The 15,945-nt window shown below is 62.0% G+C and carries 14 protein-coding genes, 1 tRNA gene and 1 pseudogene; 9 read left to right on the forward strand and 7 right to left on the reverse strand.

The annotated features are described in order from the left end of the window. Positions 1 to 2: 2 nt before the first annotated feature. From V4R08_RS14575 to V4R08_RS14585, 3 genes are read left to right on the forward strand one after another with little or no spacing between them, the layout of a single operon-like run. Entirely contained in the window at positions 3 to 470 is a 468-nt protein-coding gene (locus tag V4R08_RS14575; protein ID WP_335580014.1) for a molybdenum cofactor biosynthesis protein MoaE, read from the forward strand. Further along, positions 470 to 1,495, forward strand: coding sequence for a 50S ribosomal protein L3 N(5)-glutamine methyltransferase (gene prmB / locus V4R08_RS14580; RefSeq protein WP_335580015.1), 1,026 nt, complete (start codon positions 470 to 472; stop codon positions 1,493 to 1,495). The genes V4R08_RS14575 and prmB overlap by 1 nt, the downstream gene beginning before the upstream one ends. Positions 1,496 to 1,512: 17 nt before the next feature. Further along, a complete protein-coding gene (locus tag V4R08_RS14585; RefSeq protein ID WP_335580016.1) occupies positions 1,513 to 2,943 on the forward strand; it encodes an MATE family efflux transporter in 1,431 nt (476 codons plus the stop codon). 35 nt (positions 2,944 to 2,978) lie between these two features. Here the strand turns inward: V4R08_RS14585 and V4R08_RS14590 are convergent, their stop codons facing one another. After that, positions 2,979 to 4,091 (reverse strand): branched-chain amino acid aminotransferase, encoded by a 1,113-nt coding sequence (locus tag V4R08_RS14590; RefSeq protein WP_335580017.1) that lies wholly within the window; start codon positions 4,089 to 4,091, stop codon positions 2,979 to 2,981. Positions 4,092 to 4,526: 435 nt separating this feature from the next. Here V4R08_RS14590 and V4R08_RS14595 point away from each other — a divergent pair, with 435 nt between their 5' ends. The 3 genes from V4R08_RS14595 to V4R08_RS14605 are packed head-to-tail and all read left to right on the forward strand — an operon-like array spanning position 4,527 to position 7,205. Beyond that, the gene (locus V4R08_RS14595) at positions 4,527 to 5,072 is read left to right on the forward strand and encodes a MarR family winged helix-turn-helix transcriptional regulator (protein ID WP_335580018.1); all 546 of its coding nucleotides are present in this window, start codon (positions 4,527 to 4,529) and stop codon (positions 5,070 to 5,072) included. Next, positions 5,069 to 5,797, forward strand: coding sequence for a response regulator (locus tag V4R08_RS14600; protein ID WP_335580019.1), 729 nt, complete (start codon positions 5,069 to 5,071; stop codon positions 5,795 to 5,797). Before V4R08_RS14595 ends, V4R08_RS14600 begins: the two co-directional genes overlap by 4 nt. Before the next feature lie 19 nt (positions 5,798 to 5,816). After that, on the forward strand, positions 5,817 to 7,205 hold the full coding sequence (locus V4R08_RS14605) for an ATP-binding protein (RefSeq protein WP_335580304.1): 1,389 nt from the start codon (positions 5,817 to 5,819) through the stop codon (positions 7,203 to 7,205). A gap of 203 nt (positions 7,206 to 7,408) precedes the next feature. Here V4R08_RS14605 and mobA read toward each other — a convergent pair whose 3' ends face one another. Both mobA and V4R08_RS14615 read right to left on the reverse strand, forming a co-directional pair. After that, positions 7,409 to 8,062 carry a molybdenum cofactor guanylyltransferase MobA gene (gene mobA / locus V4R08_RS14610; protein ID WP_335580020.1) on the reverse strand — a complete coding sequence of 218 codons (654 nt, stop codon included), beginning with the start codon at positions 8,060 to 8,062 and terminating at the stop codon, positions 7,409 to 7,411. Then, a pseudogene (locus V4R08_RS14615) lies at positions 8,052 to 8,192 on the reverse strand (sulfurtransferase FdhD); the annotation flags it as partial. The gene mobA and the pseudogene V4R08_RS14615, both read right to left, overlap by 11 nt. 578 nt (positions 8,193 to 8,770) lie before the next feature. On the opposite strand from V4R08_RS14615, the gene V4R08_RS14620 reads away from it, so the two are divergent. After that, the gene (locus V4R08_RS14620) at positions 8,771 to 9,802 is read left to right on the forward strand and encodes a PcfJ domain-containing protein (RefSeq protein ID WP_335580021.1); all 1,032 of its coding nucleotides are present in this window, start codon (positions 8,771 to 8,773) and stop codon (positions 9,800 to 9,802) included. Between the two features lie 308 nt (positions 9,803 to 10,110). Here the strand turns inward: V4R08_RS14620 and hisN are convergent, their stop codons facing one another. Both hisN and V4R08_RS14630 read right to left on the reverse strand, forming a co-directional pair. Beyond that, a complete protein-coding gene (gene hisN, locus V4R08_RS14625; RefSeq protein ID WP_335580022.1) occupies positions 10,111 to 10,893 on the reverse strand; it encodes a histidinol-phosphatase in 783 nt (260 codons plus the stop codon). A 522-nt stretch (positions 10,894 to 11,415) separates the two neighbouring features. Next, complete coding sequence (locus tag V4R08_RS14630) at positions 11,416 to 12,300, reverse strand: N-formylglutamate amidohydrolase (RefSeq protein WP_335580023.1); 885 nt, start codon at positions 12,298 to 12,300, stop codon at positions 11,416 to 11,418. A 188-nt stretch (positions 12,301 to 12,488) separates the two neighbouring features. On the opposite strand from V4R08_RS14630, the gene cpdR reads away from it, so the two are divergent. Together cpdR and V4R08_RS14640 are read left to right on the forward strand one after the other, a co-directional pair. After that, positions 12,489 to 12,848, forward strand: coding sequence for a cell cycle two-component system response regulator CpdR (gene cpdR, locus V4R08_RS14635; protein ID WP_009797255.1), 360 nt, complete (start codon positions 12,489 to 12,491; stop codon positions 12,846 to 12,848). A gap of 74 nt (positions 12,849 to 12,922) precedes the next feature. Next, positions 12,923 to 12,997: transfer RNA gene (locus tag V4R08_RS14640), tRNA-Val, on the forward strand. 819 nt (positions 12,998 to 13,816) lie between these two features. Here V4R08_RS14640 and V4R08_RS14645 read toward each other — a convergent pair. Continuing rightward, entirely contained in the window at positions 13,817 to 15,451 is a 1,635-nt protein-coding gene (locus V4R08_RS14645) for a recombinase family protein (protein WP_335580024.1), read from the reverse strand. After that, on the reverse strand, positions 15,448 to 15,942 hold the full coding sequence (locus tag V4R08_RS14650; protein ID WP_335580025.1) for a DUF2924 domain-containing protein: 495 nt from the start codon (positions 15,940 to 15,942) through the stop codon (positions 15,448 to 15,450). Before V4R08_RS14650 ends, V4R08_RS14645 begins: the two co-directional genes overlap by 4 nt. Between the last annotated feature and the right edge of the window lie 3 nt (positions 15,943 to 15,945).

Raw genomic sequence — 15,945 nt, forward strand, 5'->3', positions numbered from 1 at the left:
CCATGACCGTTCCCGTCACCATTCGCCTACAGGAAGCGGACTTCGACGTCGCGCACGAAGTCGCGGCGCTGTCGCGCGGCAACACCGATATCGGTGCGGTCGTGAGTTTCAGCGGCATCTGCCGGGGCGACGAGGGCGGTGACGCGATCGCCGCGCTGATGCTGGAACATTATCCCGGTATGGCGGAGGCCGAGATCGCGCGTCATGCCGAGGAGGCGCTGGCGCGCTGGCCGCTCACCGGCATCACCATCATTCACCGGTACGGGCGGATCGTACCGGGCGAGAATATCGTTCTCGTGGTCACGGCATCGTCGCACCGCGAGGCGGCATTTCAGGGCGCGGAATTCCTGATGGACTATCTCAAGACGCGGGCGCCGTTCTGGAAACGCGAGGAGGGCGCCTCCGGATCCAGTTGGGTTGACGCCCATGATCGCGATGACTCCGCTGCGGCGCGCTGGGCCGAATCCTGATGGCGAAGACCGCCGCGCGCGGTGGACGATCGAAAGTCGCGACCCGTAGTTCAGCCAAAAAACGCCGGCCGACGCGGGCACCAGCCAAAGCTGCAAACTCCTCCGCCGCCAGAACCGCGGCTCCCGAACTCGCAACGATTTTCGACTATGTCCGCTTCGCAGCCACAAGGCTCAAGCGCGCGCGCGTTACGGTTGCCCACGGCACCAGCGATCCGGTGGCCGAGGCCGCCTTCCTGGTCGGCGAGGCCATGCACCTGCATCCGGACGAGGTCGAGCCGCTGGCCGCGCGGCGCGTGCCGAAGGCGGCCGGCCGGCGCATCCTCGGCTGGATCGAGCAGCGCGTCGCGACCCGCAAGCCCGCCGCCTATCTCGTCAACAGGATGTATATGCGCGGCCTGGCGTTCTACGTCGACGAACGTGTGATCGTGCCGCGCTCCTTCATTGGGGAGCTTCTGGACTCGCATTTCGGCGACGACGATGTGCTGCGTCTGCGCGATCCCGCAACCGTGACCCGCGTGCTCGATCTCTGCACCGGCTCGGGATGCCTTGCCATTCTGGCCGCGCGCGCGTTTCCGAATGCGACGGTCGATGCGAGCGACCTGTCGGCGGACGCGCTCGCGGTGGCCGCGCGCAATGTGCGCGAACACGACCTTGAGGATCGCATTCAACTCGCACAGGGCGACCTGTTCGCGGCCGTCGGGAGCAAGCGATACGATCTCATCATCTCGAACCCGCCCTATGTCGATGCGAAGGGCATGGCGGGCCTGCCGCGCGAGTGCCTTGCGGAGCCCTGGATGGCGTTCGACGGTGGTGCCGACGGCATCGATCTGGTGCGACGGATCATCGACGGCGCCAAAACTCATCTCGCGTCCGGTGGCGGGTTGTTGTGTGAGGTTGGCCGCTGCAAGCCGGCGATCGAGAAGGCTTATCCGCGCGCGGATCTGCTCTGGCTCGACACCGAGGAGTCCGAGGGCGAGGTGTTCTGGATCGATGCCGCGACGCTTGCGGATTTTGTGTCCGCGTGACGCCCGGTCGGCGCGGCATGGCCGCCCTGCGCCTTCGGTTCTGGCCAAAGAGCGCGCTGTCACGCGACGCCTGGCTCGGAGAATTCCGGGCCACGCTGACGCTCGGCTGGCCGCTGGTCCTCACCAACCTCGCGCAAATCGCGCTGACCACCACCGATGTGATCGTGCTGGGCCGCGTTGGTTCGTCTGCGCTGGCCGCCGGAACCCTTGGCGTCAATCTGTACCTCGCGATCCTGATTTTCGGCATTGGCATCATTACTGCGACGTCGCCGATGATGGCCGAAGCGTTCGGTCGCAAATTGCACATGGTGCGCGACGTGCGGCGGACGTTCCGGCAGGGGCTATGGAGCGCGGTGCTGATTGCGGTGCCGAGCTGGCTGCTGCTCTGGCATACAGATGCGATCCTCATTCTGTTCGATCAGCAACCGCAGCTTGCAGCGGACGCCCAGGTGTTCGTGCGTGCATTGCAGTGGGGTATGCTGCCGACGCTGGGTTTCATTGCACTGCGTTCGTTCTTCGCTGCGCTGGAGCGTCCGTTATCGGCGATGATGGTGACCGCAGCCGCGATCCTGTTCAATATCGTGGCGAACTGGGCGCTGGTGTTCGGTCATCTCGGTCTGCCTGCGCTGGGGCTCCGAGGGTCCGGCATTGCGACCACGTTGTCGAATACCTTCCTGTTCGTCGGGCTGGCGCTGGTGGCGAGCTGTGGCCATAAGTTTCGTCGCTATCATCTGTTCGGCAACTGGTGGCGCGCCGATTGGCCGCGTCTCGTCACGCTGTGGCGCGTCGGACTGCCGATCGGCGCTGCGCTCGCCTTCGAGATCACCGTGTTCAATGCCGCGGTGTTCCTGATGGGGCAGTTCGGCGCGGCCTCGATCGCGGCTCACGCCATTGCGATTCAGATCGCGTCGGTCTCCTTCATGGTGCCGATGGGACTGGCGCAGACCGCAACGGTGCGTGTCGGTCGCGCTTACGGCGCCGGAGACCGCGATGGGGTCGCCCGCGCCGGATGGGCGTCGTTTGCGCTGGCGATTGCTTTCATGGCCAACACCAGCGTGTTGATGATTGCCGCGCCGCGATGGTTGATCGGCGCATTCATCGACGTCAACGATGCGGCGAATGCCGAAGTGATCGGACTCGCGGCGTCGTTTCTGACCTGCGCGGCGGTGTTTCAGATTGCCGACGGTGCGCAGGTGGTCGGCGCCGGTATGCTGCGCGGCTTGCAGGATACCCGCGTGCCGATGATCTATGCCGGTCTTGGCTATTGGGGCTTCGGCATGTCGCTGAGCTTGCTGTTTGCCTTCAAACTGGGATTTCGGGGCATCGGCATCTGGATTGGCCTGGCGTCGGGCCTCGCGGTGGTGGCCGTCCTGATGATCTCGCGCTGGATCAGACGTGAGCGGCTCGGTCTGGTGCCTCTAAAGGACATGCAGTATCGCGAGGCCTAACCGCAAAAGAAGCCGAACGAACGCGCTGCCGGCGCTCACAGCACCTTGCGGGTCCAGTTGTGCGCGTCTGCCGCGCGGCCATACTGGATGTCGACCAGCTTCTTGCGAAAGCCCATCGCGACGGGACCGGCGGCGCCGCCATTGATGGTGAAATCGCCGTGCGCCGAGCACACCTTGCCGATCGGCGAGATGACAGCGGCGGTGCCGCAGGCGAAGGCTTCTTTCAGCTTGCCGCTGGCGGCATCAGTGCGCCACTGGTCGATTGTATAGGGCTCCTCGCGCACGCGCGTACCGGACTCCTTTGCGAGCGTGATGATCGAATCGCGGGTGATGCCCGGCAGGATGGTGCCGAGCGGCGGCGTCGAGAGCGAACCGTCGTCGAACACGAAGAAGATATTCATGCCGCCGAGTTCCTCGATGTAGCGGCGCTCGATCGCGTCCAGGAAAACCACCTGATCGCAGCCGCGATCGATGGCTTCGGCCTGCGCGCGCAGGCTGGCGGCGTAGTTTCCGCCGCATTTGACGGTGCCGGTGCCGCCGACCGCCGCGCGCGTGTAGTTTTCCGACACCCAGATCGAGACCGGCGCGGGACCGCCCTTGAAATAGGAGCCGACCGGCGAGGCGATGACGGCGAAGATGTACTCCGCCGAGGGCTTCACGCCGAGGAAGACCTCGTTCGCGATCATGAAGGGCCGCAGGTACAGGCTGCCTTCACCGCCCGGAATCCAGGCGCGGTCGACGCGCACGAGCTGCTTGATGGCTTCGATGAACACGGGCTCGGGGAGCGGCGCCATCGCCATGCGCTCGGCCGAATTGCGGAAGCGTCTCGCATTGGCGTCGGGGCGGAACAGGTTCACGCCGCCGTCGTCACGCTTGTAGGCCTTGAGGCCTTCGAAAATCTCCTGCGCGTAGTGCAGGACGGCAGTCGCAGGGTCGAGCGGGAAGCTGGCGCGGGATTCGACGCGCGCGCCGTGCCAGCCCTTCGCCTGATTGTAGCGCACCACGGCCATGTGATCGGTAAACACCCGGCCGAAACCGGGGTTGGCGAGCTTTTCTGCGCGTGCAGTCGCGAGTGTCGGATTGACCGTCGGCTGGACGTCGAATTTCAACGCCATCGCACCATCGATCGTATCGAGCGAAACTCCCATGGGTCTTCTCCCGGCTTTGCAGCAGTCCCGATGGCGGGCTGGTGGTCCGATTCTAGCATTCGCATCCCTTGCGGCAGGCACTTTCGCAAATGCTGGAATTACGGACCACCAGCAACTGCAAGTTTTCCTGTGGGGTTATGAATTGACATTCGCTGTCAGACCTTTCGACAAGGCGGGTCGCGAATGTCAAGTCCACGCCACCGATCGGTTCGGATCCTGGGCTCTTGCCCACCGGTCCGAAAGCCGGTTTCAGCTTTGGCGGAAGGCGCGAAGTCCAGTATGTTGGCCGAAATGCCGCCCGACGATCGTTACGGCCGAAACAATTCTCGGCCGCCTGGCCTCGCCGTTCGAAGATCAGGCCGGCTCCGGGACGAAGCGTTATAATATTTCGCCACGAATGGCAGCCTCGTAACATTGGAACCAAGATATGTCAATATGACTGACATAAATTTCTCGATCCCAACCGTCATGGTTGCTGCCGGTCCGGAAGCATCGGGCAGGCGACCCGCGGAGACGCGATGGGACATCATCGAACTGCTGTTCTTCGCCTATCGCGATTTCGTCGGCGATCCCGATCATGTGCTGGAAAAATTCGGTTTCGGCCGCGCGCATCATCGCGTGATGCATTTCGTCCACCGTTATCCCGGCCTCGCGGTCGCGGATCTGCTCGACGTGCTGCGCATCACCAAGCAATCGCTGGGGCGGGTTCTCAAGCAGCTCCTCGATGAGGGCTATATCGTGCAGAAGGCCGGCGACGCCGACCGGCGCCAGCGCCTTCTTTTCGCCACCCCGAAAGGCGAGGCGCTAGTGGCGCAACTCGCGGGTCTGCAGACCGACCGCATCATGCGTGCGTTGCGAGGCCTCGACGCGTCCGGCGCCGAGGCGGTGCGCAAATTTCTGCTCGGGATGATCGACCACGACGATCCCGACAAGGTGCTGGAGGCGATCCTGCGGGTCGACGGCAAAATGGTGAAGGCATGACGGTCACGCAAACGGCAGGAGTCGTGCGGCCGCCGGTGAGGCCGGCCGACGACGCCCCGCATCTGCTGCTGGTCGACGACGACCGGCGTATCCGCGATCTGCTGTCGCGCTTTCTGGTGGGGGAGGGGTACCGCGTCACCACCGCCATGAGCGCCAGGGACGCCCGCTCGAAACTGCTCGGGCTGTATTTCGATCTGTTGATCCTCGACATCATGATGCCCGGCGAAACCGGCTTCGATCTCGCCCGCTTCATCCGCGTCTCGTCCTCGGTGCCGATCATCATGCTGACGGCCCGGCACGAGGCCGAGAGCCGCATCGAGGGCCTGCAGATCGGCGCCGACGACTATGTCGCCAAGCCGTTCGAGCCGCGCGAACTGGTGCTGCGGATCGGGAACATCCTCAAGCGTACGATGCCGCTGCCGACGGTGCGAGCCGGATCGATCGCGTTCGGGCCTTACGTCTATCATCTGGAGCGCGGCGAGCTGCGGCAGGGCGACGACGTCGTTCATCTCACCGATCGCGAGCGCGAGATGCTGCGCGTGCTCGCCGCCACGCCCGGCGAGACGGTTCGCCGCGGCGAACTGAACGGCGGCGGCACCGTGAACGAGCGCGCCGTCGACGTGCAGATCAACCGGCTGCGGCGGAAGATCGAGCGCGATCCGGCCAATCCGCTGTTCCTCCAGGCGGTGCGCGGCGTCGGCTATCGCCTTGTCGCAGCGCCTTGAGCTGCCGATGCTGCCGATGATGAGCACGCTCGACGCCGGCCTGACGCTGATCCGCACCGCGTCCCGGCGCGTCTCGGTAGCCAATAGCCGGATCGAGCGGGCGTTCAAGAACTGGATGCCCAAGGGACTCTATGCCCGCGCGCTGCTGATCATGATCGTGCCGATGGTGGTGCTGCAATCGGTGGTGGCCTTCGTGTTCATGGAGCGGCACTGGAACACGGTGACGCGACGGCTGTCGGCGGCGGTCGTGCAGGATGTCGCCGCGCTGATCGATGTCTACAAGGACTACCCGCAGGACAAGGATCGCGCGACGATCCGGCGCATCGCACAGCAGCGGCTCGGGCTCGTGGTCGATTTTCTGCCGCCGGGCGATATGCCGCCGCCCGGGCCGAAGCCGTTCTTCTCGCTGCTCGACCAGTCGCTCTCAGTGCAGATCAGCAGGCAGATCGGCAAGCCGTTCTGGATCGACACGGTCGGCCGGTCCAATCTGGTGGAGATCAGGATCCAGCTCGATGACGCGGTGATGCGGGTGTTCGCGCAGCGCAGCGCCGCCTATGCCTCAAACTCTCAAATCTTCATCTTCTGGATGCTGGGCACGTCCTCGATCCTGCTGTTCGTCGCGGTGCTGTTCCTGCGCAATCAGATCAAGCCGATCCTGCGGCTGGCGGATGCCGCCGAGAGTTTTGGCAAGGGCCGCGACGCGCCGAACTTCCGTCCGCGCGGAGCGCGCGAGGTCCGGCGCGCCGCGCAGGCGTTCATCGAAATGAAGATGCGTATCGAGCGCAGCATCGAGCAGCGCACCGCGATGCTGGCCGGCGTGTCGCATGACCTGCGCACCATCCTGACCCGCTTCAAGCTGGAACTGGCGCTGATCGGCGACAGTCCGGAAGTTGACGGTATGCGCAAGGATGTCGATGAGATGGCGGGCATGCTGGAGGCCTATCTTGCCTTCGCGCGCGGCGACAGCGGCGAGCCGGCGCAGCCGACCGACATGGCCGCCGCGCTGGATGAGTTGCGCAGCGACGCCGAGCGCAACGGTCACGCCGCAACGAGCATTTTTTACGGACTGCCCGTTGTCACCGTCAAGCCGGCGGCGTTCAGGCGCTGCCTCGGTAATCTGGTGTCGAACGCGGCACGCCATGGCGATTCCATCGCGATCAACGGCCATCGCGATCATCGCTGGCTCACGGTCATGGTCGACGATGACGGTCCGGGCATCCCGCAGGACATGCGCAAGGAAGTTTTCAAGCCGTTCCTGCGGCTCGACAGCGCGCGCAATCAGGACGAGAGCGGCTCCGGCCTCGGCCTCGCCATTGCGCGCGACATCGCGCGCTCCCATGGCGGCGACATCACGCTCGGCGACAGTCCGATGGGTGGTCTGCGCGCAACGGTGCGGGTGCCGGTGTAACGATCGATGGAGCGGTACTCGGTTCGCGCGAGATCGGCATGGTGGCGGCATGCGGCATCGCGGAAGTCAGTGTTGCCGGAAGGAACTGGTGCAGCCGGGTTCACCGCTCCGGGCCGCCGCGATCTACGATACCAACCGCGCGATCCGCTGCGGCGATAGATGAAAACGGCGGTGATGCGGAGCGGGATGCGGGCGGAAAACCGCTACACACCTTTCCTCATCCCGCTCTCATCCCCATCGAGGGCCGCCAGCCGCTCCGCTTCTTCGATGTCCTCGACCGTATTGGCATTGAAGAACGGATCGACCGGTTCTATCGGCCAGCTTACGGCCGCGAGCGGGTAACGTGCGGTCCAGCGGTCGACCTTGCGGATGCCTTCATTGACCAGCGCACGGCGCAGTTCCTCGCGCAGGCCGACATGCCAGAGCCCGATCACCGGATGCGATTGTCCGCCGGACACGGCGACCGCGAGTTGGGCCTTTTCTTCCGCGCGGCGCTGATGCAGGCGCACGACCAGATCGCGCGGCAAGAACGGGCAATCCGCGGCGGCGCTTAGCACCCATTCGACCTCGGGGCGGTTCGCGGCCGCCCAGTCGAGCGCAGCAAGAATACCGGCGAGCGGTCCGGGAAAATCGGGCACGTTGTCGGCGACGACCGTGAGCCCGAATGGAGCGAACCTTCCGGGATCGCCATTGGCGTTGAGGATGATCCCGTCGCATTGCGGCTTCAGCCGCGCAATGACGCGCTCCAGAACGGTTCGGCCGCCGATCGTCCGCATCGGCTTATCGCCGCCGCCCATGCGTCGCGCAAGGCCGCCGGCGAGCAGCACGCCCGGGGTCGGCGGAATCTCAATCGTCATCGCCTTCCCCCTTGCGCTTGTGCCGCGTCGACTCTTCCTCGACATAAGTGAGGTTCTGATTGTAGACGATGCGCTCTTCGCCCGACAACGCGATGAAGCGTTTTCCCCACGCGCGTCCGACCAGCGTCACCAGCGTAAACGGCGGCGGCTGATCGAGAACCTGTTTGCAGGTTACGCGAACACGCATGGTCGGCGGCAAGACGACCTCTGGCGACTATTTCATTCGTTCCGATATAGCTATAGGCTTCCGACTTCCGATACGAGTGCTGTGTGATAAGCGATAAGCGCAGGTAGCGGCAATGGCGGATCGACCCCAAAAAATCCTGATGTGCTCATGTGAGGACACGATGAGCCTGGATTCGGCCGCGGTCCGAAGGGCGTGTTCCGACGTCGAGATTTCCAAAGCATGAGCGAGGATGGGTTCAATCCGTTTGTCGACGTTTCCGAGCGTCCGGCGCCGCGCATCACCGACGGTTATCTGCGAACGCGAACAGGAAGCAAAAAGCTGACTATTTGACGCGGGCATCCGGCGAACCGATAATCTCATCCGTCAACGGGTTCCAGCGCCGGATCATATGGTAATCAGGTCCTCGCATGAAGGATGATCGACAGAAAAGCCTGCTGCAATGGCTCGCTCCCGAACTCGCAGCGAACGGCGTCCTGCGAAACGAACCGTGGGTCCAGATCAGCGCGCATCAGGTCGAGGACATGTTCTCGGTAAAGCCATTGGCTATCGCGGCCGTGACGATGGTCGTGGTCGAACCGTTCGCGATCGACTATCTGAGGCAAGCTCCGGTCCTTGTGGTCGCGGCGGCGCAGGGCATGGAGTGCTGCCGGCCAACGGAACGAGAATTTGTCCTGCAGAATTGGCAGGCGATCATCCATGACCGCCCGAAATTGCGCGATCTCTTGAGATACTATGGACTCGTCCGCCCGTTACGGGCGCTCAAAGGGCAAGCGTTCCGCGCCGGCCCGACCGAATATCAGGTCATTACGAATTTGTGCGACATTCCGCCGTCGCCGCTGGCGCAGGCGATTCCGACCTCTATCCGCAAGCAGCACAGCTGGCTGCGCGCGCTCGGTGAATGGTCCGACGCAATGTGTCGTCGTGAGCAGAGTGCCAAGGCACTTTTTGACTGGGCCGTATGCGCAATGGGCGATCATACGAGAAGCATGGCAGATGGCACTCTGGATCAGGCATCCACTGTTGCGGATTACGCGGCATTTCATATCGATAGTTTCAATCGACGGTGGAGATATCAACGTGCTTTCCGGGCCGCGCTCGAATGGCATGAGGAACTCGCGCGCGCGAGCAACGAGAAGGCATACTTTCTAACCCATAAGATGGGATGGGACGATGCGATCGATTACGGAGACCTGCCGGGCAGCGTGACCATCGAGGGATACGAAATTGTCGCGCTCCAGTCCGGCGCGGCGCTTCACGCCGAGAGCGCGGATATGCATCATTGCGTCGCGAGCTACGCGGGGAATGTCATACGAGGATTCAGCCGCATTTTCTCGGTGCGCCGAGACGGCCGGCGAGTCGCGACATTCGAGGTCGGCAAGTCAGGCTTCTTGCTTGCGTCGGGCGAGTTTCTTCAATTGCCATCTGGCAAAAGACCGCCTTACAAGCTCATTCAACTCAAGGGACCGTATAATGCCGAGGTCCCGCATGAGGTCGAAAAGGTGATTCATGCCTTTATTACTGGTGTGAACGAAACAATCCGAGCCGCCGGATGAGCATGTCGTCGCCGATCACGCACGAACAGCTTTTCGCCGATAACGTCACGTCCACGTAAAACGGGGCTTCTGCATTAAAGCCCGGCTGGATCGCAACTGTGTTACCGCAAGTGTCCGGCCCACCGATCGCTCACCTTGAGATTCCGTGGCTACCCGAACGACGATCGCGCCGCGGTGCTGGATGCCGCCGGAGCCTGGCAATACCTGCACAAGGACAGGCAGCCCTGTCGATGCAGTGACAAGCGGTTGCCAGGTTGCGCATCGGAGCGGCGAGGTCGGTTCGCTCTAGGACCTGGCTTGGCGCGGGCCTAGCGATTCAGCAGCTTGAGCGCGGCCTCGTGCACGCGCGGGTCGCCGGCGGCGACGATGCGGCCGCCGCCCTGCGCGGGCTCGCCCTCCCATGTTGTGATCAAGCCGCCCGCTCCGCTGACGATCGGGATCAATGCGGCGATGTCATAGGGTTTCAGTTCCGTCTCGATAACGAGGTCGAGATGGCCCGCGGCCAGCATGCAATAGGAATAGCAGTCGCCGCCGTAGCGCGTCAGCCGTACCTCGGCCTCGACACTGCCGAAGGCTGCGCGATCGTCGGGATTCATCAATAGCGGGCTGGTCGTGAACGATGTCGCCTCGTTCAGCGAGGCGCACCGGCGCACCGCGAGTTTGCGCGCGCTCGAAGGGCCGCGATAGCTCGCGGAGCCGTTGTCGCCGCTGAACCGCTCGCCGATGTAGGGCTGGTGCATCATGCCGTACACCGGCAAGCCGCGATGAAGCAACGCGATCAGCGTGCCCCAGATCGGAAAGCCGGCGATGAAGGATTTCGTGCCGTCGATCGGATCCAGCATCCAGACATATTCGGCGTCTTCGTTCTGGTTGCCGAATTCCTCGCCGACGATGCCGTGTTGCGGAAAGCTCGCCTTGATCATCCGGCGCATGACCGCCTCGGCTGCCCGGTCCGCCTCCGTGACCGGATCGAAACCGCTGACGCACTTGTTTTCGACGCCGAGAAGAGACGTTCTGAAGAACGGCAGGATGGTTTCGCCCGAGGCCGTCGCGAGACGATCTATGAAGGCAGTAAAATCGATCACCGTCACGCTTCTACCTCACCGGGCGGCGATCGCACTGCGCGCGCGCCCCAAGCTGAACGTCTCCTATACATGCCCAGATCGGAGGCCGCATCGTCTGCAATTCCATTGCGGAGTAGTTATCCCGCGCTCGAATCATTCGTCCGTGGGTGTGGCATGTGATTATATTCGCGGGTCGGCAGACCGGAAATCGCGGCCTCAAGTATTGCGGCCGGATCGTGACAATCATGCCGGAATCTGCTTAAATATATGTTATCATTTAACAAACTAGTTGTATGCGTTGACGCTCGAAGACATGAAGTTATGTATAATTATTGAAAGAGATCGTCCGAATCCCCTTGCGTTTTGTGCAGCGCAGTCGCATATTGCTGCGGTGCGGTAGCCATTGCGCTATCGCTGCCCTCCTTGGGCGTTTCCTCCCTAGACTTGGGCCGCTTGTTTTGACGAGCGGCCCTTTTTCTTTTCCGCCCCGTTTCAGATTTAGAGGTTCGCTTGTCGATCCGCCGGGCGGCGACGTGAGCGGCCGACGACCTACTCCGCGGCAGACCGGAACGCCCCGAGATCGCCGAGCGGGATGGCGGCAAGCGCATCGGCGAGCGTCGTGAAATCCGCTGCAACCTGCCGGAAGCGCGGACCGCGCTCGCGCCGCCGTTCGTCCATGTAGACCGCGCGGTTGAGTTCGAGCTGAACCGTGTGCAGTCCGCTGGCCGGATTGCCGTAATGTTCGGTGATGAACCCGCCGGCATAGGGTTTGTTGCGTGCGACCGAATAGCCGAGGCCGCTCATCACGTCCTCGATGACGTTCGGAAGCAACGGCGCGCAACTGGTGTCATAGCGATCACCGATCACGATATCCGGCCGCCTCGGTTCGTCGTGCGAGATGCCGGCCGATGGCATCGAGTGGCAATCCACAACAATGGCCGTCCCGAACGTCTGGTGGGCCTTGTGGATCAGCCGGCGCAGCGCGCGATGATAGGGTTTGTAGAGCAACTCGATCCGGCCGAGCGCGTCGTCCACGCTGAGGCGCTCGCGATAGATCTCCTGGCCGTCGCCGACCACGCGCGGAATGGTGCCGAGGCCGCCCGCGACCCGCATCGATCGCGTATTGGCGAAGCTCGGCAACCGTCCGGTGAACATCCGGGGATCGAGTTCGTAAGGCTCGCGGTTTACATCGACGTAGGAGCGGGGAAAGTTGACCCGAACCACTGGAAAGCTGGCGGCCAAGCCTCCGATCAGTTCATCCATGAACGAATCTTCGGACCGGCGCAGGCTGGCCAGATCGATTCGCGACGCGACCAGGAATTGCTCCGGATAGACCGAGCCGGAATGTGGGGAATTAAAGATGATGGGAGACCGCCATATCGCCGGCTCCGCGATCTCGAAAGGAGGCGGCTGGCCGCCGTCAAACTGGGTCATCGCCGGGCGTCGTCCCTGAAATTGCGCCGCCGCCTGCCGAACGTCGTCTGGACAGACGTCTTATGGGCCTGCATTGTCGATAATCGCAGCCATTCTGCCAAGCCAAAGTTCGCCTTCACCCCAAATTTACCAACCATCAGGCTTAGTGGGGCGACTGCTCCTCCAAGCCGGGCCCCGACACCATCGCCATGCACAAAATCCTCCTCGCCGAAGACGACAACGACATGCGCCGATTTCTGGTCAAGGCGCTGGAAAACGCCGGTTTCAAGGTGTCATCCTATGACAACGGTCTGTCAGCCTATCAGAGACTGCGCGAGGAGCCATTTGAAATGCTTCTCACGGATATCGTGATGCCGGAAATGGACGGGATCGAGCTGGCGCGTCGCGCATCAGAGCTCGATCCCGACATCAAGATCATGTTCATCACCGGCTTTGCGGCCGTGGCGCTGAATTCCGATTCGGAGGCGCCCAAGAATGCCAAGGTGCTCTCCAAACCCGTTCACTTGCGAGAATTGGTCAGCGAAGTGAACAAGATGCTGGCGGCCTGATTCGGGCTTTACTCGTCCTTGCCTGTCCGCGCCGGAGCCGATATAGGACGCGGCGACCCCATGCGGAAGTTTCCGGGCGCGTAGCTCAGCGGGAGAGCACTACCTTGACATGGTAGGGGTCACAGGTTCGATCCCTGTCGCGCCCACCATCCAGTACTAAGTGTCTGATATTTCTCGTAAAAATAGCAAATGGCCTATTTTATAGGGCAGGCGCGCGCGCATTTTTGCGGTCTCCGTCTCTGTTCCTAAAATTTGCTATTTTTCAGCGTCAGTCTCTGTTGGAAAAATTCCCGTTCCTGGGAACGAGAGATTAGTTCGAAGACTGGGTGGTAGGGCACTCAGTTCGATCTCTGTCAGCTCCACCACCCAGTCTACAATTTTGTCATTGTATAGAGACTGATAGAAAAGGCCCGCCGTTGGCGGGGTTTTCCGACCTTGGTTTTGTGGGTGGCTGTCTCCGTTCGTGGATCTGTCCATTTTTGGGCCCCTGTCTCTCGTCCAAAAATTCCCGTTCCTGGCACGGTTCCATTCGGCTCAGAATAAACGGCCTGCTGCCACGCGTGGCGCAGATCCCCGGCGCGTGACACTGGATGATGCCAGACGAGTGGTCGTTGCGGACGGATGGGGTATTTTGCTGTGACGAGGGGTTTGGCGCCTCGGTCGCTTCGCCGGATTGCAACCGCGCCTGAATGGTCCTGGCCTGCTTCGGTGACCTGCCAAACTTGACGGGATACGAAGGATCAGTCCTGCGGAGAAGGCGTCGGTTTTGGGAGCGAGTGTCGCAAGCCGCCGAAGCTGAATACTCCATTCACGCGAGGGCGGCGTTTGCGGATTGCGCTTGATCGCGTCGAGGGTCGCCACGACCATCCGGGTGCGCAGACAGCACCTTCAACACGCCAATCTGAAACGATACCAACACCAAAAGTGACAAGGTTGGTATGCGCAGCCGCCATTTCCGGAAAACATAACTAAAGCGTTGGCAATCCAAGCTTTGTATACTGTTTCGACCACTCGGGAGGTGCATCGCGTAGTTCCGCGATGCCTATGCCACGGGGCAGGCGACCTTCGATTGCGGCCTTGACCAGTGGCGGCGCGAGGAAGGCCATCGACAGCGTCAGATTGATTTGCCGAACGCTGCATTTTTGCCTGACCGCAATGTCTTCGATTGTTAATCGTCCGGAGACGATCTCGTCCAGCCATTGCCGGCCGCGTGCAATGGCGCGGATCAGGCCAGCGCGACGCTCTGCGCGGATCGGTCGTGTTCGCTGGGTCGAAGCGGATGCGGGTTGGATCACGTCTCGGAACTTGCGCATCGGCGGCTTGGTCCAGGGAATCAGGATGACCTCGCCTTGATCGAGCGTGGTGCCAGCATCGTCGTGTTGAGCCAATTCGCGATCATGATCTGGCGTCGGTTCAATCGCCTTAAGGGTGACAGCCAAGCGTTTGGCGCGAACCTCGATTTTTGCGACATGGGTTGAAACGGCATTTTGTTCCGAGAGCAACTGTGACCGGTCGTCTGACTCCATCAGTCGGCCACGCACGGCGTTGGTGACCAGCGCCTCGATCTGATCTGCGGGGACGCGAGAGATGGACCCCACCGGATCATCGGAATGACCGCGTTGCAGCGGTTGGGACATATAATAGCGGTACCGCACGCGGTTCTTGGTCGCGTGAGTTGGGACCATTCTGTTGCCAGCATCGTCGAACAGCAGTCCCGATAGAAGCGCTTTGGATTTTTGCTTGGCTCTCGTCCGATGCGACCATTGTTCGGTCAGCTTTGCCTGAACGGCATCGAACAGGGATCGCTCAAGCAAAGCCGGTTGTGGTCCGGGCAGGACCTCACCCTTGAATGTAACCTCGCCGATATAGAACCGGTTGCGCAGCATATAGAACAGCGGGCCTTGGGTGAACGGCACGCCGCCCCGGATGGCACCGCTCGAGAGCTTGCGAACTTTGGAGGTCAGTCCCTTGGTCTTGAGATCAGCGACCAACCGATTGACGCTACCCAATTCAAGGTAACGCTCGAAAATGAGCCGGACGGTTTTTGCTTCGTCCTGGTGGATGGAGAGCTTGCCATCGTTGAGCGAGTAACCGAGCGGAACCATTCCTCCGACCCACAAGCCCTTGCGCTTGGAGGCGGCGATCTTGTCGCGGATGCGCTCGGCTGTGACCTCGCGTTCGAACTGAGCGAAAGACAGCAGAACATTCAGGGTCAAACGGCCCATCGATGTCGTCGTGTTGAACTGCTGGGTCACCGAGACGAATGACACGCCATGAGCGTCGAACAGTTCAACCAGCTTGGCAAAGTCGGCCAGAGAACGTGTCAGGCGGTCGACCTTATAGACGACAATGACATTGATCTTGCGTGCCCTGACATCATCGAGCAACTTTTGAAGGGCAGGGCGGTCGGTTGATCCGCCCGAGAACCCTCCATCGTCATAGCGCATTTTGATCAGCGTCCAGTTTGCATGCGCCTGGCTGCGGATATAGGCTTCGGACGCATCATACTGGGCATCAAGCGAGTTGAATTCCTGATCGAGCCCAGCATCGGTCGAGACGCGGGTGTAGATCGCACACCGGGCGGATTTGCCAGCCGACGTCATTGCGGCCTCGCAGTTGCTGCCCGCAGGCCAAAGAACCGCGGTCCATTCCATTTGGTCCCGGTGATGGCAAAGGCGACCTTGGACAGGCTGTCATAGGTTTTACCCTCAAAGGCAAAGCCATCGGCGAGCACCATCACCCGATGGTCTCGTTCATTCCATTCGCGGGTCAAGATCGCGCCGGGCGCGAGCTCCTGGTTGCGCTGATCGAGCTTGTCGGTAAGTTTGGTGATCGCAGCCGGTCCGCCTGATCCAACGGCAGCCTTCAACATCTGCACCATCCCCGCATCAAGATCGCCGAAGGCATCGGCTTGGATGCGATACGCGAGCATTGCGTACAGCAGATGCCTCAGTAGGTGAACTGGTGCCGAGCGACCCGTCACACCCTCCCATCGGAGGCGAAGGGCCTTGAGATCAAGATCACCCAGACGCGCGATCTCGATCTCAAGAGATGCCGCATCAATGGTGCGACGTGATTGTCTTCGAGGCACCATCGA

The sequence above is a fragment of the Nitrobacter sp. NHB1 genome (genome assembly GCF_036964665.1).
Taxonomy (GTDB): domain Bacteria; phylum Pseudomonadota; class Alphaproteobacteria; order Rhizobiales; family Xanthobacteraceae; genus Nitrobacter.